Annotated in this window: 16 protein-coding genes and 1 riboswitch; of the genes, 3 read left to right on the forward strand and 13 right to left on the reverse strand. The window is 68.5% G+C overall.

Going from position 1 to position 18,864, the window contains the following annotated elements; translation table 11 throughout:
• Positions 1-194: 194 nt before the first annotated feature.
• Positions 195-1,436: a DUF222 domain-containing protein gene (locus AB0F44_RS02150; protein ID WP_357352189.1), complete on the reverse strand. Its 1,242-nt coding sequence runs from the start codon at positions 1,434-1,436 to the stop codon at positions 195-197.
• Between the two features lie 440 nt (positions 1,437-1,876).
• On the opposite strand from AB0F44_RS02150, the gene AB0F44_RS02155 reads away from it, so the two are divergent.
• Positions 1,877-2,485 carry a class I SAM-dependent methyltransferase gene (locus AB0F44_RS02155; RefSeq protein WP_357352191.1) on the forward strand — a complete coding sequence of 203 codons (609 nt, stop codon included), beginning with the start codon at positions 1,877-1,879 and terminating at the stop codon, positions 2,483-2,485.
• A 15-nt stretch (positions 2,486-2,500) separates the two neighbouring features.
• Here the strand turns inward: AB0F44_RS02155 and ribH are convergent, their stop codons facing one another.
• The 10 genes from ribH to AB0F44_RS02205 all read right to left on the reverse strand — a co-directional run bounded on the left by ribH (position 2,501) and on the right by AB0F44_RS02205 (position 12,821).
• Positions 2,501-2,983 (reverse strand): 6,7-dimethyl-8-ribityllumazine synthase, encoded by a 483-nt coding sequence (gene ribH, locus AB0F44_RS02160; protein ID WP_350657968.1) that lies wholly within the window; start codon positions 2,981-2,983, stop codon positions 2,501-2,503.
• Positions 2,980-4,251, reverse strand: a complete 1,272-nt coding sequence (locus AB0F44_RS02165; RefSeq protein ID WP_357352193.1) for a bifunctional 3,4-dihydroxy-2-butanone-4-phosphate synthase/GTP cyclohydrolase II — start codon at positions 4,249-4,251, stop codon at positions 2,980-2,982. Before AB0F44_RS02165 ends, ribH begins: the two co-directional genes overlap by 4 nt.
• A complete protein-coding gene (locus tag AB0F44_RS02170) occupies positions 4,248-4,844 on the reverse strand; it encodes a riboflavin synthase (protein ID WP_357352195.1) in 597 nt (198 codons plus the stop codon). Before AB0F44_RS02170 ends, AB0F44_RS02165 begins: the two co-directional genes overlap by 4 nt.
• Complete coding sequence (gene ribD / locus AB0F44_RS02175) at positions 4,844-5,929, reverse strand: bifunctional diaminohydroxyphosphoribosylaminopyrimidine deaminase/5-amino-6-(5-phosphoribosylamino)uracil reductase RibD (protein WP_357352197.1); 1,086 nt, start codon at positions 5,927-5,929, stop codon at positions 4,844-4,846. Before ribD ends, AB0F44_RS02170 begins: the two co-directional genes overlap by 1 nt.
• A 92-nt stretch (positions 5,930-6,021) precedes the next feature.
• A riboswitch (FMN riboswitch) is annotated at positions 6,022-6,168 on the reverse strand.
• A gap of 50 nt (positions 6,169-6,218) precedes the next feature.
• The gene (gene rpe / locus AB0F44_RS02180) at positions 6,219-6,887 is read right to left on the reverse strand and encodes a ribulose-phosphate 3-epimerase (protein ID WP_357352199.1); all 669 of its coding nucleotides are present in this window, start codon (positions 6,885-6,887) and stop codon (positions 6,219-6,221) included.
• A 28-nt stretch (positions 6,888-6,915) separates the two neighbouring features.
• On the reverse strand, positions 6,916-7,611 hold the full coding sequence (locus AB0F44_RS02185; protein ID WP_357352201.1) for an HAD family phosphatase: 696 nt from the start codon (positions 7,609-7,611) through the stop codon (positions 6,916-6,918).
• A gap of 247 nt (positions 7,612-7,858) precedes the next feature.
• On the reverse strand, positions 7,859-9,403 hold the full coding sequence (locus tag AB0F44_RS02190) for a hypothetical protein (RefSeq protein ID WP_357352203.1): 1,545 nt from the start codon (positions 9,401-9,403) through the stop codon (positions 7,859-7,861).
• 876 nt (positions 9,404-10,279) lie between these two features.
• Positions 10,280-11,434, reverse strand: coding sequence for a sterol desaturase family protein (locus AB0F44_RS02195; RefSeq protein ID WP_357352205.1), 1,155 nt, complete (start codon positions 11,432-11,434; stop codon positions 10,280-10,282).
• A 65-nt stretch (positions 11,435-11,499) separates the two neighbouring features.
• Positions 11,500-12,336: a formate dehydrogenase accessory sulfurtransferase FdhD gene (fdhD, locus tag AB0F44_RS02200; protein WP_357352207.1), complete on the reverse strand. Its 837-nt coding sequence runs from the start codon at positions 12,334-12,336 to the stop codon at positions 11,500-11,502.
• Positions 12,324-12,821, reverse strand: a complete 498-nt coding sequence (locus tag AB0F44_RS02205; protein WP_357352209.1) for a CBS domain-containing protein — start codon at positions 12,819-12,821, stop codon at positions 12,324-12,326. Before AB0F44_RS02205 ends, fdhD begins: the two co-directional genes overlap by 13 nt.
• A 188-nt stretch (positions 12,822-13,009) precedes the next feature.
• On the opposite strand from AB0F44_RS02205, the gene AB0F44_RS02210 reads away from it, so the two are divergent.
• Positions 13,010-13,924 (forward strand): hypothetical protein, encoded by a 915-nt coding sequence (locus tag AB0F44_RS02210; protein ID WP_357352211.1) that lies wholly within the window; start codon positions 13,010-13,012, stop codon positions 13,922-13,924.
• Between the two features lie 10 nt (positions 13,925-13,934).
• On the opposite strand, the gene AB0F44_RS02215 is transcribed toward AB0F44_RS02210, so the two are convergent.
• Positions 13,935-14,336: a TIGR03668 family PPOX class F420-dependent oxidoreductase gene (locus tag AB0F44_RS02215; RefSeq protein WP_357352213.1), complete on the reverse strand. Its 402-nt coding sequence runs from the start codon at positions 14,334-14,336 to the stop codon at positions 13,935-13,937.
• A 78-nt stretch (positions 14,337-14,414) separates the two neighbouring features.
• On the opposite strand from AB0F44_RS02215, the gene AB0F44_RS02220 reads away from it, so the two are divergent.
• Positions 14,415-15,146: a hypothetical protein gene (locus AB0F44_RS02220; protein ID WP_357352215.1), complete on the forward strand. Its 732-nt coding sequence runs from the start codon at positions 14,415-14,417 to the stop codon at positions 15,144-15,146.
• On the opposite strand, the gene metH is transcribed toward AB0F44_RS02220, so the two are convergent.
• On the reverse strand, positions 15,128-18,841 hold the full coding sequence (metH, locus tag AB0F44_RS02225; RefSeq protein ID WP_357352217.1) for a methionine synthase: 3,714 nt from the start codon (positions 18,839-18,841) through the stop codon (positions 15,128-15,130). The genes AB0F44_RS02220 and metH overlap by 19 nt on opposite strands.
• Positions 18,842-18,864 lie beyond the last annotated feature (23 nt).

Below are 18,864 nucleotides of genomic sequence, written 5' to 3' on the forward strand. Positions count from 1 at the left end.
GCGAGGTCGACGAGACAGGCACTCTCGACCCGGATCTGCCCAGAGGGACGGCATCGGCTTGGGTAGTTCGGCGTCATGGGAGTGAGACAGACGCGCCGACTCGGTGTCGTGGCGTGGGGCAGATGCGCCGACTCGGCATGGCTAGCGGGTGTCGTCCGCTCGGCGAGTGCGGTGACTGGTTGTGATCGGTCGGTCTATGTGCGTCTGGTGAAGCGGATGTCGCCGTTGGGGAGGCGTTCGTGGAGGTACGCGGTGTCGTGGGCGCGGTGGTGGTGATGGCTGCAGAGCAGGGCGGCGTTGTCGAGGTCGGTCGCTCCGCCTTGGGCCCAGGCGATCCAGTGGTGGGCCTCGGCCCAGGTGCCGGGGATGTCACAGCCTTCGGCTTCACAGGTCGCCGACCGCAGGAGCAGCGCTCGGCGTTGGGCGGCGGTGAAGAAGCGTTCCTTGCGGCCGAAGTCCAGCACCTCCGACGCGCTCCCGAGGACGGCCGGGATGATGTTTGCGGTGCAGGCCAGGCGTCGTGCTTCGGCGGCGGTGATCGGGCTGCCGCCGAGGATCTGGGCGATGCCGGCTTCCTTGCGGAGCTGGTCGATGTCGATCGTGACGATCACGGTGGTGGCGTCGCCGCCGTGGATCGGGAGCCGGGTCGGGTCGAGGGTTTCGAGCAGCTGGCAGAACGCACGTCCCAGGCGCCGGTCGTAGGGCAGGTAGTCGCCGGTGTCGGTGCGGGTGCCGTCATCGCGGCGCGGTGAGGCGAAGGCTTCGAGGTTGGTGGCCAGCCGGTCCGCGGCCGCATCCGGGACCACCGCAGAGATCCGGGTGGTGCCGTCCCCGAGGCGCCGCATGGCCAGCCGGGTCTTCTTCCTCGCGTGGGCTTCCTCGGCCGCGAGCCGTCGGGCTTCTTCGGCCTCAGCGATCTCGGGCGCGATCAGATCCAGGATCCGCCGCCCCAAGCGACGCAGCTGGGTCGGGTCGAACTCGGTCGCATAGGCAACCAGCGCTTCTTCGGCCTTCGTCTTGATCTCGGGATCGAGGTCGGCGGGGAGGTCGTCAAGCGCGTCGACGATCACCTGGGCTTGGGCTGGGTTGCAGGCGCCGGCCCGCATCGCCGCCGCGACCAGCGTGTAGGAACGGTCGAGCGCCTCGGCCAGCCGCAGGTCGGCGCGGAGGACCTCGGCGCGTTGATGGGTGTGGTGATGCAACCACGCCGCCACATCCCGGGCCGCACTCTCGGCGGCCACGTCAGCGGCGGCGGCGAGCACCCGCAGTTCGAGCTCAGCCAGCTGGGCTTTGGCCCGGGCGATCTCGAGCAGGGTGGCGGCCTTCTGGTCGGTGGCCATGAACGCTGGATTCGCCTCAGCAACCGCATCGAGGGAGGCGGTGATCGCGACCACGGCCCCCAGGACAGGGTGTTGTGGCTGTTGCAGCGTGGTCATCGAACCGGTCACCTCCCGACGTACGAACTCAAGGGTTTCTGCCTGTGCAGAATCCCGGTTGGTTCGCTGGTCTCGGAGGCCCGGAGTACGGGCTATTACTTACCCTCGCAGCTCAGCGTTCACGCCCCTGGTTCCCCTGGATTACCCCACACCCGATGTCTCCCGGGTGGATAGGGCACGCCTCTTTCGAGGTGGTCGGCCTTCACGTTTACGCCTGCGCCGAGCCTACCACACAACGCAAAACAACCAAACCCAATCAGGGACAGATATCCCAAACCCAAGCCAGACCGCTGCTGGAAGCCCGCAAGACAGCCAAATGGCACCCAACCCAGACACCCTGCTTCTAAATCTCCCAACCCAGACAACGTATTGGCCCCACCCGCGCTGGAACTCCGCACGAGACCAAACCGACACACATCAGCCGCTACCCTCTGTCCCCGATGACCATGACAGAGATCGGCGCGGCCTACGACGGCCGCGCAGCTGAGTACATCGACCTCTTCGGAACGATCGACAAGCTCGCCGAACGCGACCGCGAGACGATCACGACGTGGCGACACACCACGACCGGCCGCCTCCTAGACGCCGGCTGCGGCCCCGGACTCTGGAGCCAAGAGCTGACCGCGAGCGGCGTACGCGAGGTGGTCGGTGTGGATGCGTCGGCCGAGTTCATCGCGGCTGCACAAGCAACGTATCCAAACGTCAGCTTCGAGCGAGCGGACCTAGCCGCGCTCCCGCTGGAGGACCGGTCGATCGGCGGCATCCTGGCGTGGTACTCGATCATCCACACCCCACCCGCCGATCTTCCCGCGATCCTCGACGAGTTCGCCCGCGTACTCACGCCAGGCGGCTCGGCGCTGATCGGCTTCTTCGACGGCGAGCCCGGCGAGGCGTTCGACCACGCAGTGCACACGGCGTACTACTGGTCCGCCGAGGCGCTCGGGGACCTGCTGGCACCGTACGGGTTCGTCGTTGAGCAGGCGTCAACCCGGCAGGACCCGGGTGCGCGCCGCCGCCAGGGTGATCTGGTCGCGACGCGCACCGAGTGACAAGCCTGTGAGCCGTCAGTAGTGGCGTACGCAGTCGCGCAGGGCGAGCGCTGTCTCCATGGCTGCCGCGGCGGCCTCATAGCCCTTGTCCTCGCTGGACCCCTCGAGCCCGGCGCGGTCGAGCGCCTGCTCCTCGTTGTCGCAGGTCAGTAGGCCGAAACCGACGGGGATGAGGTGGTCGATCGCGATCCGGTTCAGCCCGTCGGTGGCGGCCGAGCAGACGTAATCGAAGTGCGGAGTGCCACCGCGGATGACGACGCCGAGCGCGACGATGGCGTCGTAGCCCGACTTGGCGAGCGCGGCCGCGGCGACGGGGAGTTCGAAGGCGCCCGGGACCCGGACGACCGTCAGGCCGCCGACTGCGGCGTCCTTCAGCGCTCGTTCGGCGCCGTTCAACAGGCCGGCCATCACCTCGTCGTGCCAGCGCGCGGCCACGACGGCGACCCGCAGATCGCTCGCGTCGACGACCTCGGGGGTCGGGGCTCCCTTGCCACTCATCGGTTCTCCTCAGACAGATCGGGCAGCGCGTGACCCATCCGGTCACGCTTGGTCAGCAGGTAGGCGAGGTTGTGCTCGTTGGGTCGCGGGGTGAGCGGGACCCGCTCGGCGACCTCGACACCGTACGCCTCCAGGTGACTCACCTTCTCGGGGTTGTTGGTCATCAGGCGAACCGAGTCGACCTTGAGGTCGCGCAGGATCTGGGAGGCGGCGCCGTAGTGTCGCGCGTCGGCCGGGAGGCCGAGATCGAGGTTGGCGTCGACGGTGTCGCGACCGCCGTCCTGGAGCTGGTAGGCCTGCAGCTTGGCGAGCAGCCCGATGCCGCGGCCCTCGTGGCCGCGCAGGTAGACCACCACACCGCAGCCCTCGGCCGCGATCCGCGAGAGAGCCTCGCGCAACTGCGGGCCGCAGTCGCAGCGCCGCGACCCGAACACGTCCCCGGTCAGGCACTCCGAGTGCACTCGCGCGAGCACCGGGTCGCATCCTGCGATGTCCCCGTAGACCAGCGCGACGTGCTCGACATCGTCGTCGATTGTGCGATAGCCGTACGCGGTGAAGTCACCGAACTCTGTAGGCAGCCGCGTCACCGCGCGCCGCTCGACCAGCACCTCCGTACGCCGCCGGTAGGTGACCAGGTCGGCGATCGAGATCATCGCGAGACCGTGCTCGTCGGCGAACTCCCGCAACTGCGGGGCGCGCTGCATGGTGCCGTCGTCGTTGACGAGCTCGACCAGCGCACCGGCGGGCTCCAGACCGGCCAGCCGGGTCAGGTCGACAGCGGCTTCGGTGTGACCGACGCGCACCAGCACTCCCCCGTCGCGTGCCCGCAGCGGGAAGACGTGGCCGGGCCGGGTCAGGTCCCCGGCAACCGACGACGGACCGGCGAGCAGCCGGGTCGTGAGCGCCCGGTCAGCGGCCGAGATGCCGGTCGAGACGCCCTCGCGGGCGTCGACCGAGACCGCATAGGCGGTCTGCTTGCGGTCCTCGTTGACACGGGTCATCGGCGGCAGGTCGAGGGCGTCGAGCCGCTCCCCCTGCAGCGCCACGCAGATCACGCCGGAGGACCAGCGGATCGCGAACGCCATCACCTCCGGGGTCGCCAGCTCGGCGGAGAAGATCAGGTCGCCCTCGTTCTCCCGGTCCTCGTCGTCGACGACCACGACCGGCTTGCCGGCCGCCAGGTCGGCGATCGCGTTCTCGACCGGATCCAGCCGGACCCCCACGTACTGCTCCGTGCCGTTCTCGATGCCGCTGTGTTCGATACTCACGGCTGAACCCCTCCCAGAAGCTTCTCGACGTGCTTGGCGATGATGTCGGTCTCGAGGTTGACCTCGTCGCCGACGGCCCGGAACCCCAGCGACGTACGCGCCAGGGTCTCGGGGATGAGGCTGACCGTGAACACGTCGTCGGTCACGGAGACGACGGTGAGGCTGATCCCGTCGACCGCGATCGAGCCCTTCTCAACGACGTAGCGCGCGAGCTCAGGATCGAGGGAGATCGTGACGACCTCCCAGTGCTCACTGGGCTCACGCGAGACGACGCGGCCGACGCCGTCGACATGGCCCTGAACGATGTGGCCACCGAGCCGGGTGCTTGGGGTGACCGCGCGCTCCAGGTTGACCTGGTCGCCGACGGAGAGCGCGTGCAGGCTGGTGCGCTTGAGCGTCTCCAGCATCACATCGGCAGTCCACTCGTTCTCGCCCAGCGTGGCAACGGTCAGGCAGCAGCCGTTGACCGCGATGGAGGCTCCCAACTCGGCGTCCGACAGCACGGTGGCGGCGGAGATGCTCAGGCGTACGGCGTCGCCCTGGTCCTCGATCCCGGCGACGGTGCCGAGCTCCTCAACAATCCCGGTGAACATCACTGCTCCCCTTTCTGCGGTTCCAGAATGCTGTGTGGTTCTAAAATCAGGCGAACGTTCGGCTCCTCGCCCGGAGCGGCCGGCGAGAGCACGTCGACTGAGCGCACCCGCGGCCGGAAGGCGTCGGAGATGGTGGTGATCCCGAGGTCGGCGACGGCCGAGCGGCCGGCGCCGAGCAGGAACGGGGCGACGTAGACGACGATCTCGTCGACGAGGCCCGCCTCCAGGAAGGCTGCGGCCAGCGTCGGCCCACCCTCGAGAAAGACGTGGCGGCGCTCGCGCTCCCACAGGGCGGCCAGCGCCTCGTGTGGGTCGCGCGTGCGGAGGTGGAGGGACGGCGCCTGCGCGTCGAAGATCCGGCGGTCCTCAGGAAGGTCGCGCTCCCCCATGACGACCCGGAGAGGCTGTACGCCGACCGGCCGGTCCTCCAGGTCACGGACCGTCAGCGCGGGGTCGTCGACCGCGACCGTGTTGGTCCCGACCAGCATCGTGTCGCTCAGTGCCCGCAGCTTGTGGGTGTCGAGCCGCGCGGCGCGCGAGGAGACCCAGCGCGAGGTGCCGTCGGCGGCCGCGCTGCGCCCGTCGAGCGTGGTGGCAAACTTCCAGGTGACGTAGGGGCGCTGCAGCTCGGCCGCCCGGGTCCAGACCCGGTTGAGCTCACGGGACTCCGCTGCGTACAGACCCTGCTCGACCTCGATGCCCGCCTGCTTCAGCGTGGCGGCACCGCCGGCGGCGACCGGGTTCGGGTCGGACTGGGCGTAGACGACACGGGCGACGCCGGCCTCGATCAGCGCCTGCGAGCAGGGGCCGGTGCGGCCGGTGTGGTTGCACGGCTCGAGCGTCACGACTGCCGTCGCTCCCCGAGCAGCCTCCCCGGCGCCGGCCAGCGCATCGACCTCGGCGTGAGGCGTGCCGGGCCCGCGGTGATAGCCCTCGGCGATCATCGACCCGTCAGGCGCCAGGAGTACGCAGCCCACCCGTGGGTTCGGGTAGATGGCAGGTCCCGGGGCGCCGATCGCAGCGGCCAGCTCCAGGGCGCGACGCATCGCTCCCGGCTCCGGGTCACGCTGGTCCAAGCACTTCATCTGATCCCCTCTGGTCCGTCTCACGGACTCCGGGGTCAGGCCGAGACATCGCGCCGCGCCCTGTTGGTCCAGAGCGGTCACGACGAATCGGGCTGCGTGCGTCTTCCCATCCGGACTTTAACCGTCGGTCCAGGATTCTCACCTGGTCAACCGATGACTGGCTGCCATCGGGTCGCGGACTTCTGGACCTTGATCCAGTCACCGCCGGCTCGGAATTTCACCGACCCCAGAGCACGCGAGCACAAGCTCGTCTACGACCAGTGTGCCACACACGTGGCACGACGCCGGATCAGGCGTCGACTGCTGAGACGGCCTTGTCGCGAAGCGCGTTGACCATCGCATCGGGGTCCGCGGCCGAGTAGACGGCGGAGCCTGCGACGAAGACGTCGGCCCCGGCCTCAGCGCAACGCTCGATGGTCTCCAAGGACACCCCGCCGTCCACCTGCAGCCAGGTCTCGACGCCGGCCTTGTCCATCATCGCCCGCGCCCGGCGGATCTTGGGCAGCACCAGATCGAGGAACTTCTGCCCGCCGAAACCGGGCTCGACGGTCATCAGCAGCACCATGTCGAGCTCGGCCAGCATGTCCTCGTACGGCTCGATCGGGGTCGCCGGCTTGAGCGCCATCGAGGCCCGGGCACCCTTGGCGCGGATCTCGCGGGCCAGCCGGACCGGCGCCTTGGTGGCCTCGACGTGGAAGGTCACCGAGCCACAGCCGGCCTCGACGTAGGCGGGGGCCTCGCGGTCGGCGTTCTCGATCATCAGATGGGCGTCGAGCGGCACGGACGTGGACCGCGCGAGCGCCTCGACCATCGCCGGGCCGAAGGTCAGGTTTGGCACGAAGTGGTTGTCCATCACGTCGACATGGACCCAGTCGGCGCTGGGGATCCGGGCAACCTCCGCCCCGAGGGCGGCGAAGTCGGCGTTCAGGATGGACGGAGTGATCTGGATGTGGCCCACGGAAGGCACCCTAGATGACCCCGAGGGGTCAGAGGGCAGCCAGGTCGGCGTACGTCATTCCTTCGAGCGTGTCGCGGAAGACCCGGCGCTCGCCGGGGGCGACGGGGACGTGGTTCTCGACCACCAGGACGGTGCAGCCGGCGGCCTCGGCGGAGCGGGCTCCGGTGTTGGAGTCCTCGACCGCGATGGTGTCCTCGGCGGCGACACCGAGCGCGGCCGCCGCGGTGAGGTAGGGCTCGGGGTGGGGCTTGCCGTTGCGGACCATGTCGCCGGTGACGATCACCTTGAAGGTGCCTTCGGGAAGCTGCTGGAGGATGGGGCCGACGAACCGGGCGTACGACATCGTCACCAGCGCGCACGGCACACCCTGCTCGAACAGGTCGGTGAGCAGCTCGCGCGCTCCCGGTCGCCACGGGACCTCGCGCTCGACCTGCTCGACCACGCCGTCGAGGAGCATCTCGACGATCTCCTCCGGCTCGTGGGGAAGGCCCATGCCCTCTTTGACCAACCGCGCCGACTCGATCAGCGCGTTGCCGACCAGCTCCATCGCCTGCTCCTCGGACCAGGTCGCCCCGAACCGCTCGGCGATGGCGTACTCCGCGGCGATCCAGTAGGGCTCGGTGTCGACCAGGGTGCCGTCCATGTCCATCAGGACGGCCTTCGGCGGACCGGATCGGCGCTCATGAATCTGACCAGCAAGTTCGCTCGCAGAAGCGGTGCTCAACGTGGCCTCCAGAACGCCGATGTGTTGTCCTACTCGCAAGGGTTGACCATAGCCCAAGCGCCTCTGGACCTTGCACACGCCTTGCAGCCTCGCTGGCTCCACAACGCCGACCACCGCACCATCACTGCCTGTCGGCTCGAATCGACAGGTTTTCACCGGTAATCAAAGGCACCTCGGAAGGTGACGCTGCAACCGAAGTTGGTTACGCAACTGGCCTACGGGTGCGCGCCAGTCAGTCAGGCCCCTCTTACTGTCGATCCCCTGGCCATGGATAGCCATCCCACGCGGCCTCCAGAATCGGGTTCCGCAGCACCTCACCGACTAGGTCCATTCCCACGTCCAGGGGGTGCATCATGCGCTCGGGATCGTTGATCATCTTCAAGAGTCTTCGCTCTACGTCATCGGTCGACAAGCAAACCATCCGCTCGATATCACTGAGCGATGCCACGGTGATCGGGATGTCACCTCGTGACAGCACCTCATCACGAACCCACGGTGTGTTTGCCATGTAGAACGGCTCAGCGGTCACCAAGATCCCCACCAAGGGCCGATCTGTTGGGATATGTGCGAACTCAGGTCTGCCTTCAGCCAGCAGGCCCGCGGTCGTGATCAGTTGGTCGACGCCCTTCACCAGCGGACTATGGGCACGGTCTTTGTATCCGTCCCCTGCCGCCTGCGCAAACCAGCCGTAGCGAGCCGACTTCACCTCGATCATCACGACCAGAGATTCAAAGACCAAGAACCAATCCGTGCTGTCTTTACGGGACTTGCCCACCCAGTACTCGACCTCCGGGAAGAGCGTCACCGATGGCTCCAAGAGCCTCAACTGCTTGCCCACATAGTGCTGAGTGAGCAGCCCCATATCGGTGCCGAATGGCTGAGATCCAAACTCCTCGACGCCTCGGTAGAAGAGGACCTCAGGCGTCACCGTCCGCATAATCAACGACGGCTGAGGCGCTAAAAGGCGACCATCTCCCATCCTCAGCAAGGGCACGTCCACCAACGGGTTGTAGTCGAACCGTGCGTTACCGGGCGGCGCCTTAGGTGCAGCTTCGTACCTCTGCTTGAACTCGTCGAAAGTGACGCTCAACTGCTCTGCACGTAGGTCAAGGACCTCCCGCGGCCAGGTACGGAAGATGACATCGAAGGAGGGATCGTCAAAGGCGCTTAAGTCGATCCATCCGCCCCGGCCCGAAGCAAGGGCATGCAGCATGAATGTCGCACCGACCATCTGTCCGAGAGGTGCGCCAAGAAGACGGTCGGCGGTCTGTAAGGTGAAAGTTCTAGCGCCAGCCTCCCCCAGTCCGTCGACTAGTAGAGCTTGGCTCCGACTGACCTCCGCAGCTGCGGAGGCTTGGTAGGGGAACTGCTCGTAGGCGACACGTGTTAGAACGTCAATCAACTGGTCATCGCCCTTCTCAGTGTCGATCTCGGCGATGCGTGCGTGGGCGGACATGATCCGGCGAAGAGCCTCGCCGTCGACGTCATCGCGCCGGTACTCGTTTCCCCACAACACCGACTCACGCGCAGCAGTTGCGATCGCCCACGGCGGAATCGCGACCATCAGCTCCGTACGTTTTTCCGGCTCTTGCGCCCCGACAAGAGCAAGTTCCGCCAGCGCGGGGAGCAGATTGCTCGGCCGATATCGCCGCACCGTCTGGCGAAAGTCATCGAACGCGATGACAGAGCGGTTCCCCGTCGCCCTAGGGCGCGGACGTAGCGCAAGTGCTTTGACAGCAAAGTCGGCTACGGCCTCGCGAGCCCTTGTCCTGACGACGTCCGTTGGTACCACTCCGGGAGTATCGCACCTGCATGTGCCGGGCGTGGTGCGGTCGGTGATCGCGAGGCAGGACGATCAAGTACTTCACCTAGCCAAGTACTTCAGCCGGCCGAACCGGAGATCGAGGTGGACGTCGACGACGACCGCCTCGGTCACGACGAGCACCGCCCAAACTGCTGATCCGGTCTAACTTTGCTCCTAGGTTCGCACAAGATGCTGGACGGGCTCGCCGCAAATGGGCGGCTTCGCGATCATTGACCCCTGCGCGATGCCATCTACCTAGCCCGAAGAACTGGACCCGCACCCTCGACGCGACGGCGGTCACGTGAAGTGGGAATGCGGCCGAACTCACCTGGCTCGATTCGGTGGTGGCCAAGGGGCCGGACGGAAGGCGGGTCGTCGTTCGCCCGCGAGCACCGGGATCCGGGATCCGGGATCCGGGTGTTGGGCTGTCGCTGTTCGATGAGCACGATCACTGGCGCTCGTAAGCCTCTGTCACCATCATTTTGATCGACACTTGGCCTGCCTCGAGGACCAACCCACCGTTCTCACGCTTGGGTCTAGGACAGGATCCGGCACGCCGCGAGCTTTGGGCTCGGACCGTTCCCGTCGCGGCACGTCGACATCAACAGGGATCTGGATGATGCTCACCCAGGTCGCCGCTGACCTGACCGCCTAGACCCAGCTCTTTCGCACTGACCGGGGACACCGTACTCAGGCGGTCTGGCGCAGGGCGGCTGCAGTCATCGCCGCAGTCCCCGACATCGCCGCGATCCCGCAACCCGCATGACACGCCCGTCTCCCACGAAGTAACCACCCGGAGCACCGCAGCCGGCTGCGCCAGAACTAGTCAGGACGTCTATCACTCTCGCGCACGGAAACGCGACCTTAGCGGACGTACTCGTCGTAGGTCCGTTGGCCGCGGAACGGGGCGACGTGCTGGGCGACGATCCCGACAGGGACGGTCTCGCGCTTGAGGACGCCGTACTCCTCTGGCCAACTGCCGTCGCGTGGCAGCTTGAAGGAGCCCATCAGCATGTCGATCACCGGCAGGTGGATGGCGTAGTTGCGGTCCCAGTAGTCGAGGTGCCGGGCGTGGTGCCAGTGGTGGTAGCGCGGCAGCACGATCAGATATTCGAGAAAGCCGAATCGGATGCCGAGGTTGGCGTGCGCGACGACCGCCTGGATGCCGACCAGCACGGCGTATGCGTTGACGACCGAGGTCGAGAAGCCGAGGAACAGCAGCGGCAGCAGCACGATGCTGCGGGTCAGCACGGTCTCGACGAAGTGCACCCGGGAGCCGGCAAGCCAGTCGAGCTCGGGGCTGGAGTGGTGCACCGCGTGGAAGCGCCACAGCACCATGATCCGGTGGTAGCAGCGGTGCAGCACCGCCTGGGCCAGGTCGGCAAGGAAGACGGCGAGCAGGAAGGCGACGAGGAACGGCAGGTCGTCGATCCAGGCCTGTACGCCCGGCACCTTCACCGACGAGACCACCAGCGACGTCGAGGTCGTGACCATGATCAGGATGAGCTGAACCAGGACGTGGCTCATGAAGAAGTAGCACGCGTCGGTGCGCCAGCCGGGCCGGAAGACCGGCACCGGGCGGCGCGCGAAGGCGTGCTCGAGCGGGATGAAGACCAGCGCGGAGAAGAACAGGGCGAGCACGAACCAGTCGAGGCCGAGCGAGAACGGTGTGTCGTTGACCGGGCCGTCGAACGGGACCTCGGTGCCGCCGAGCAGCACCGCGGCGGTCGCCGTCCCGACGCCGAGGAAGGCCATCCGCTTGTGCTGGTCGCGCAGCACCGCGATCGTGCCGGCGAAGAAGGCGGCCGCGAGGCCGACGAGCAGCAGCGTACGCGCGAAGTCCTCGGTGTAGACCGCGCGGAACTCACGGGTGGTCAGCAGCTCCGGGAAGTGGAAGCAGAGCACCGTCGCCAGGCTCAGGACGCCCAGGAAGCACGAGGCGGCCGGCGCGAACAGGTGGTGGCGCAGCAGGGCGAAGCGCGGGCGCCGGGTGGCGGTTTCGGTGTCGGTCTCGGACATGGCAGCAGTCTGGCCGCCGCCCCACCGGCTGCGCCTGAGCCGGCGTACTCAATTCCGACGTGGACTCAGCCGACGGGCACAGCCGCGATGCGGTCGGTTCCTGAGTAGATGTTCATCGAGGAGCCGCGCAGGAAGCCGACCAGGGTCAGGCCGTTGTCGTCGGCCAGGTCGACGGCGAGCGAGGACGGCGCCGAGACCGCGGCGAGCAGTGGGATGCCGGCCATCACGGCCTTCTGGACGAGCTCGAAGGAGGCCCGGCCGCTCACCATCAGCATGCTGTTGCGCAGCGGCACCAGCCCCTCGCGCAGGGCGTGCCCGATGACCTTGTCGACCGCGTTGTGGCGCCCGACGTCCTCGCGTACGCAGAGCAGGTCGCCCTCCGCGTCGAAGAGCCCGGCCGCGTGCAGGCCGCCGGTGCTGTCGAAGACGCGCTGCGCCTCCCGCAGCCGCTCCGGCAGGGTGGTCAGCAGCTCGGGCGTGACTCGGAGGGTGTCCTCCGCGACCGACCAGGCCGAGGACGTACGCACCGCCTCGAGCGACGCCTTCCCGCACAGTCCGCACGAGGAGGTCGTGTAGAAGCTGCGCTCCAGGGAGGCGTCGGGCGGGGCTACGTGGGCGGCCAGGCCCACGTCGACCACGTTGTAGGTGTTGCCGCCGTCGGCGGTGGCACCGGCGCAGTAGCGGACGCTGGCGACATCCTCGGCGGAGTGCACGACACCCTCGCTGACCAGGAAGCCGATGGCGAGGTCGAAGTCGCCCCCGGGAGTGCGCATCGTGACGGTCAGCGGTCGCCCGTTGACCCTGATCTCCATAGGCTCCTCCGCGGCCAGCGTGTCGGGTCGCCGCGAGATCACGCCGTCGCGTACCCGCAGCACGGGCCGTCCAACTGTCACTCGTCCCATGTCAGCTCCTGTCGTGTGGTCTGTCGAGCCCTCGCGCGGATGCCGGCGTCGCAGCAGAAGCCCCGGCTGGTGCGCTTGAGGCAGAGGAGCCCGACACAGCGGCCGTCCTCGACCACAGCCAGCCTGCGGCACCGGTTGCCGATCATCCACACCCAGGTCTCCCAGAGGTCGGCGTCGGGGGCGACCGTGCGGCCCCGCAGCGCGCCCATCGTCCTCGCCGGTCCGTCCCCGCTCGCCTCGACCTCGTGCGGTTCGATCACCGTCAGCAGCAGGCCGTCATCGACGACGAGCGCCGCGTGCACGTGGTCGTCGCCGAAGAGATCGCGTACGTCGCGACCGGTCGCCGTGGCGGGGAGCAGCTTCGGCCGGCGGACCATGGCGTCGGCCACGGTCGCCTCGCCGGGCGCGTACGCGAGCCGTCCGCCGCCGAACTCGACCCCACCCTGCTTGCGGGTGGTCGACTCCTCGATCCTGCTGAGGGGCACCTGTCCTCTTCTCGTTCGCGCTGCCGGTCCTGATGAAGACCACGGTACGCCGCGCTGCCCGTCCTCGTCGCCGGTCCCGGGCCCCGGACCATTCTGTCAGCCGGGTGCCGCCAGATGAGCCGTCGACTCGGCACGGGATCGCCGAGCCACGTACGATCTGCCTACCTACGACGGGTGCCGGAGGTTCCGTGAACGAGATCCAGCTCAGCGACCTGAGCCTTGGACGACATATCGCCCAGGGCTCTCAGGGCCGCATCATCGAGCTGGCCGACCACCCCGGGACGGTCGCGAAGCTGTACCGCACGCGAGAGCTCGGGCTGGTGGACGGCCGTGCCCTGGCGGAGCTGGTGCGGATCCGTGGGCTGGTCGAGAGCGAGGGTCTGCTGGTGGACCACTTCGCCGCCTGGCCGCACACGGTCGTGCTCGACGGGCTGCGCACCGCCGGCTTCCTGATGCAACGGGTCCACGAGCCGTTCCTGGCCGGGTTCGGTCCCGCCACCGCGCTCGCGGAGCTGGGCCTGCTCGTGGACACGGGCGATGTACGCAGTCCCGGGATCTACGAGCGGGTGCTGCTGATGCGGGCGCTGGCCGCGGTGATGGACGCGCTGCACCGGCAGGGGCTCGTCCTCGGCGATCTCTCGCCGCGCAACATCGCCTGGTCGGTGTCGCCGATCCCCCGGGTCATGCTGCTCGACTGCGACGGGATCCGGCCCGCCGGCGAGGACGGCGTGCTGCCGCCTGCCGACACCCGCGGCTGGGAGGACCCCACCAACCTCGGCCTGCCGCCGACGGCCGACAGCGACCGCTTCAAGCTGGCCCTCACGATCGCCCGCGTGCTCACCGGCGACCGCAACGCCGCCCCCGCCCTCCGGCCCGATCTGACCTTCGCCGGCCAGGCCGGCATCCTGGTCGGTCCGCTGACCCGGCTGATGGATCAGGCCGCCGGCCCTCCCGGACTGCGTCCCACCGCGTCACAGTGGGCCACCGTCCTGGACGCGCGCAGCCCCTGGGCCGGAGCCGCCCCGCCGGTGCCTCCGGCGATGCCCTCCCGCGGTCCGTCTCCCAGCGGGGAGATCCTGCGCCCCTTCCGACGCTCGCGCTGATCCCGGGGCCTCAGGTCGCCGACCAGCTGGACCACCGGGTGACCTCGATGACGATCACCGGGCCGGTGGGTGGCTGCTCGCGGTAGTCGGCGTACTTCGCGACCAGCGGGGCGAGGTCATGGGTCGCATGCACCCGCGCGACGCCATCGGCGCGCGCCCACCACAGCTGCGACCAGTCGTCGTCGTAGGCGTCGACCAGGAGCGACACCGCCGGGTTCGCCGCGATGTCCTCGAGCCGCCGCAGCCGGGTGGTCGACTTGGGCTTGTGGTCGACCGCGGTGATGATCACGTCGCCCACCAGGGCGAACACGATCGGCACGATCCGGGGCGCCGCATCGGCCGAGACCGTCGCCAGCCGCGCCACCCGGGCACCGGCGAACCGCTCCCTGGCCCACTGCTCCTCGTGTCGCACCGTCCGAGCCTATCCGCGTCGGCGAGGGCGGCCGGGAGACGGATACGGTGTCCCGCATGGCTCCCGACCTCCTGACTCGTGCTGCCTGCTGAGGCCGAGCGGCTGCTCACCGTCGACCTGGTCGAGTGGCTGGCGGACCTGGTCGATCCGGCGCTGCTGAGGCAGGAGTCGCCGAAGGCGCGGCTCCAAGGGCTGCGCAGCGCGGTCGTCCACCGGATCGGGGTCAACGAGGCCTCCGCGCTGCTGCACTTCCGCGACGGGCTCGAGCACAACCCGCTGCCCCTGCGCGACCAGGACGGGCTGCGGCTGGTGCTGGTCACCAGCCGCGGTGAGGACCTGGCCGTCGACGACGTCGAGTTCGCCGACTGGAGCCGCGACGACGACTGCCAGCGCTGCCGGACCGCGCTGGAGAGCTGGGCGCCACCTGCCTTCGACAACGGTTCACGGATCACGTCCGTGGGTGGTCTGCACATCGCGTACGACCACGCCGACCGCGCCGGCATGGAGCCCGAGGAGCTCTTGGCCCGACTCCGGCCGGCGGTCGCCGAGGCAAACGCAGCCCTCCGCTCCTGGGACTCCTCGACGGTCGGCGCCTACTGGTACCCCGCCACCGAGACCTGGGCCCACCTGATCCCGCTGGCCCTGGACCGGGAGCGCGACCCGGTGGCGGGCGTGCTCACCCGCCACCCGGACGGCTACCACCTCGTCACGATCCTGACGCGGCGTACGGCATTCTGGAACGTGGTCAGCGTTGGTCACGTCCCGCCGGCATGGCTGGACAACCCCGAGGATCAGTCCTCCGGGTCGTAGCCCAGGTTGGGCGACAGCCAGCGCTCGGCCTCGGTCATCGTCCAGCCCTTGCGCCGGGCGTAGTCGGCGACCTGGTCCTGACCGATACGGCCGACGACGAAGTACTGCGAGTCGGGGTGGCCGTAGTAGAGGCCCGAGACCGAGGCGCCGGGCCACATCGCCATCGACTCGGTGAGCTTGATGCCGGTGTTCGCCTCGACGTCGAGGAGCGACCAGATGGTCTGCTTCTCGGTGTGGTCGGGGCAGGCCGGGTAGCCCGGAGCGGGGCGGATGCCGGAGTACTTCTCGGCGATCAGGTCCTCGTTGGCGAGCTTGCCGTCGCCGCCCTCGTCGGCGGCGTAGCCCCAGAACTCGGTGCGTACGCGCTCGTGGAGCCGCTCGGCGAAGGCCTCGGCGAGGCGGTCGGCGAGCGCCTCCAGGAGGATCGCGGAGTAGTCGTCGAGGTCGTCCTTGAACGCCTTGACCCGGTCGGGCAGGCCGATCCCCGCGGTCACCGCGAAGGCGCCGACGTGGTCAGCCCCCTCGCCCACCGGCGCGACGAAGTCGGCCATCGACTTGTTGGAGATGCCGTCGCGGTGCTGGCCCTGCTGACGCAGCTGGAACAGCGTGGCGCGCTCCTCGGTGCGCGAGTCGTCGGCATAGACGACGACGTCCTCACCGGTCGAGTTGGCCGGGAAGAGGCCGTAGACGCCGCGTGCCTCGAGCCACTTCTCCTCGATGATCTTGTCGAGCATCTCCTGCGCGTCGTCGTAGAGCTTGCGCGCGGTCTCGCCGGTCGCCGGGTTGTTGAGGATGTCGGGGAAGCGGCCCTTCATCTCCCAGGCGTTGAAGAACGGCTGCCAGTCGATGTAGTCGCGCAGCTCGGCGATCGGATACTCCAGCAGCGTGTGCACGCCGGGCTGCGCCGGCTCCGCCGGCAACTTCGAGAAGTCGATCTCGGGCTTGTTGGCCTTCGCCTTGACGTACGTCAGGGACACCCGCTCGCGCCGCTCGGCGTGGCGCTCGCGGAGCGAGTCGTAGTCGACCTTGACCTCGGCCATCAGCTTCTCGCGCCGGCCGGCGTCGAGGAGGGCCGCCGCGGTCGGCACCGAACGGGAGGCGTCCTTGACCCAGACGACGGGGCCGTCGTAGGCCTTGTCGATCTTGACAGCGGTGTGGGCCCGCGAGGTGGTGGCGCCGCCGATGAGCAGCGGCAGGTCGAGCCCGACGCGCTGCATCTCGGTGGCGAAGCCGACCATCTCGTCCAGCGACGGCGTGATCAGGCCGGAGAGGCCGATGATGTCGGCGTCGTGCTCCTTGGCGGCGTCGAGGATCTTCTGTGCAGGCACCATCACACCGAGGTCGATCACCTCGTAGTTGTTGCACTGCAGCACCACGCCGACGATGTTCTTGCCGATGTCGTGGACGTCGCCCTTGACCGTGGCCATCACGATGGTGCCGTTCTTGGTCTCGGCATCGCCCGGCTTCTTCTCGGCCTCGATGAACGGGATCAGGTAGGCGACCGCCTTCTTCATCACCCGGGCGCTCTTGACCACCTGCGGCAGGAACATCTTGCCGGCACCGAACAGGTCGCCGACGACGTTCATACCGTCCATCAGCGGCCCCTCGATGACCTCGATCGGACGGCCACCGCGAGCCGAGATCTCGGCGCGGAGCTCCTCGGTGTCGGCCTCGACGTAGGCGTCCAGGCCCTTGACCAGCGCGTGGGTGATCCGCTCGCCGACGGGCAGCTCGCGCCAGGCCTCGGCCTTGGCCTCCGCCTCGGGTGAGTCCTTGTTGTACTTCGAGGCGATCTCGAGCAGCCGCTCGGCGGCGTCGGGGCGCCGGTTGAGGACGACGTCCTCGATCCGGTCCCGCAGCTCGGAGTCGACCTCGGAGTAGGGCACCAGCGCGCCGGCGTTGACGATGCCCATGTCCAGGCCCGCCTCGATCGCGTGGTAGAGGAAGACCGCGTGGATCGCCTCTCGCACGGGGTTGTTGCCGCGGAAGGAGAAGCTCACGTTGGAGATGCCCCCGGAGACCTTCGCCCCGGGGAGGTTCTGCTTGATCCAGCGGACGGCCTCGATGAAGTCCACGCCGTACGTCGCGTGCTCCTCGATCCCGGTCGCGACCGCGAACACGTTGGGGTCGAAGATGATGTCGTCGGGCTCGAAGCCGACCTCGTCGACGAGGATCCGGTAGGCGCGCTCGCACACCGCGATCCTGCGCTCGTAGGAGTCGGCCTGGCCGTCCTCGTCGAAGGCCATCACGACCGCGGCGGCGCCGTAGCGCTTGCACAGCTGGGCGTGCTCGACGAAGGACTCAACGCCCTCCTTGAGCGAGATCGAGTTGACGATCGGCTTGCCCTGGACGAGCTTGAGGCCGGCCTCGATGACCTCCCACTTGGAGGAGTCGATCATGATCGGGACCCGGGAGATGTCGGGCTCGGAGGCGACCAGGGTCAGGAACCGGGTCATCGCCGCGACCCCGTCGATCATGCCCTCGTCCATGTTGACGTCGATGACCTGCGCGCCGTTCTCGACCTGCTGCGCGGCCACGGAGAGCGCGGTGTCGAAGTCGCCGGCCTTGATCAGGTTGCGGAACTTCGCGGACCCGGTGATGTTGGTCCGCTCCCCCACGTTGACGAAGAGGCTCTCCTCGGTCACGGTGAACGGCTCCAGGCCGGAGAGCCGCAGCGCGGGCTCGACCTCGGGGACGTCGCGGGGCGCGACCCCCTCGACCTGCTTGGCGATCTCGGCGATGTGGGCCGGCGTGGTGCCGCAGCAGCCGCCGACCAGGTTCACGAACCCGGCGGTGGCGAACTCGTGGACGTGGCCTGCGGTGTCACTCGGGCCTTCGTCGTACTCGCCGAAGGCGTTCGGGAGCCCCGCGTTCGGGTAGCAGGAGACGAACGCGTCCGAGATCCGGGAGAGCTCGGCGATGTAGGGGCGCATCTCCTGGGCGCCGAGCGCACAGTTGAGGCCGACCAGGAGCGGGTCGGCGTGGCGTACGGAATCCCAGAACGCCTCGGTGACCTGCCCCGACAGGGTGCGGCCGCTGGCGTCCGTGATCGTCCCGGAGATCACGACCGGCCAGCGGCGGCCGTACTCCTCGAAGACCTGCTGGACAGCGAAGATCGCCGCCTTGGCGTTGAGGGTGTCGAAGATGGTCTCGATGAAGATCAGGTCCGAGCCGCCCTCGAGGAGCGCGCGGGTCGCGTCGGCGTAGGCGTCGCGGAGCTGCTCGTAGGTGACGTTTCGGGCGCCGGGGTCGTTCACGTCGGGGCTGATGGAGGCGGTACGCGTCGTCGGGCCGAGCGCGCCGGCGACGTAGCGCGGCTTGTCGGGGGTCGAGTAGATGTCCGCGGCCGCACGAGCCAGGCGGGCCGCCTCGAAGTTGATCTCGTAGGCGAGGTCGGCCAGGTCGTAGTCGCTCAGCGAGACCGCGTTGGCGTTGAAGGTGTTGGTCTCGATGATGTCGGCGCCGGCCTCGAGATACTCGCGGTGGATGCCCTCGATGATCTGCGGCTGGGTCAGGTTGAGCAGGTCGTTGTTGCCGATGAGGTCGGTGGGCCAGTCCTTGAACCGCTCACCGCGATAGCCGGCCTCGTCGGGACGGTCACGTTGGATCGCAGTGCCCATCGCGCCGTCGAGCACCATGATCCGCTCCTTCAGGGTGGCGGTCAGGGTCTCGGTGACATCAGGGCGCAGACTCACTCTTGTTTCCTCTCCCGGGCGGG

This window comes from Nocardioides sp. NPDC023903 (assembly GCF_040639295.1).
Taxonomy (GTDB): Bacteria; Actinomycetota; Actinomycetes; order Propionibacteriales; family Nocardioidaceae; genus Nocardioides.

Excerpts from the sequence above, each read along its gene's own strand:
- ribH (WP_350657968.1), bottom strand. The coding sequence starts at position 2,983 with ATGAGTGGCAAGGGAGCCCCGACCCCCGAGGTCGTCGACGCGAGCGAT.
- fdhD (WP_357352207.1), bottom strand. The coding sequence starts at position 12,336 with ATGGGACGAGTGACAGTTGGACGGCCCGTGCTGCGGGTACGCGACGGC.
- AB0F44_RS02155 (WP_357352191.1), top strand. The coding sequence starts at position 1,877 with ATGACCATGACAGAGATCGGCGCGGCCTACGACGGCCGCGCAGCTGAG.
- AB0F44_RS02150 (WP_357352189.1), bottom strand. The coding sequence starts at position 1,436 with ATGACCACGCTGCAACAGCCACAACACCCTGTCCTGGGGGCCGTGGTC.
- AB0F44_RS02195 (WP_357352205.1), bottom strand. The coding sequence starts at position 11,434 with ATGTCCGAGACCGACACCGAAACCGCCACCCGGCGCCCGCGCTTCGCC.
- AB0F44_RS02170 (WP_357352195.1), bottom strand. The coding sequence starts at position 4,844 with ATGTTCACCGGGATTGTTGAGGAGCTCGGCACCGTCGCCGGGATCGAG.
- ribD (WP_357352197.1), bottom strand. The coding sequence starts at position 5,929 with ATGAAGTGCTTGGACCAGCGTGACCCGGAGCCGGGAGCGATGCGTCGC.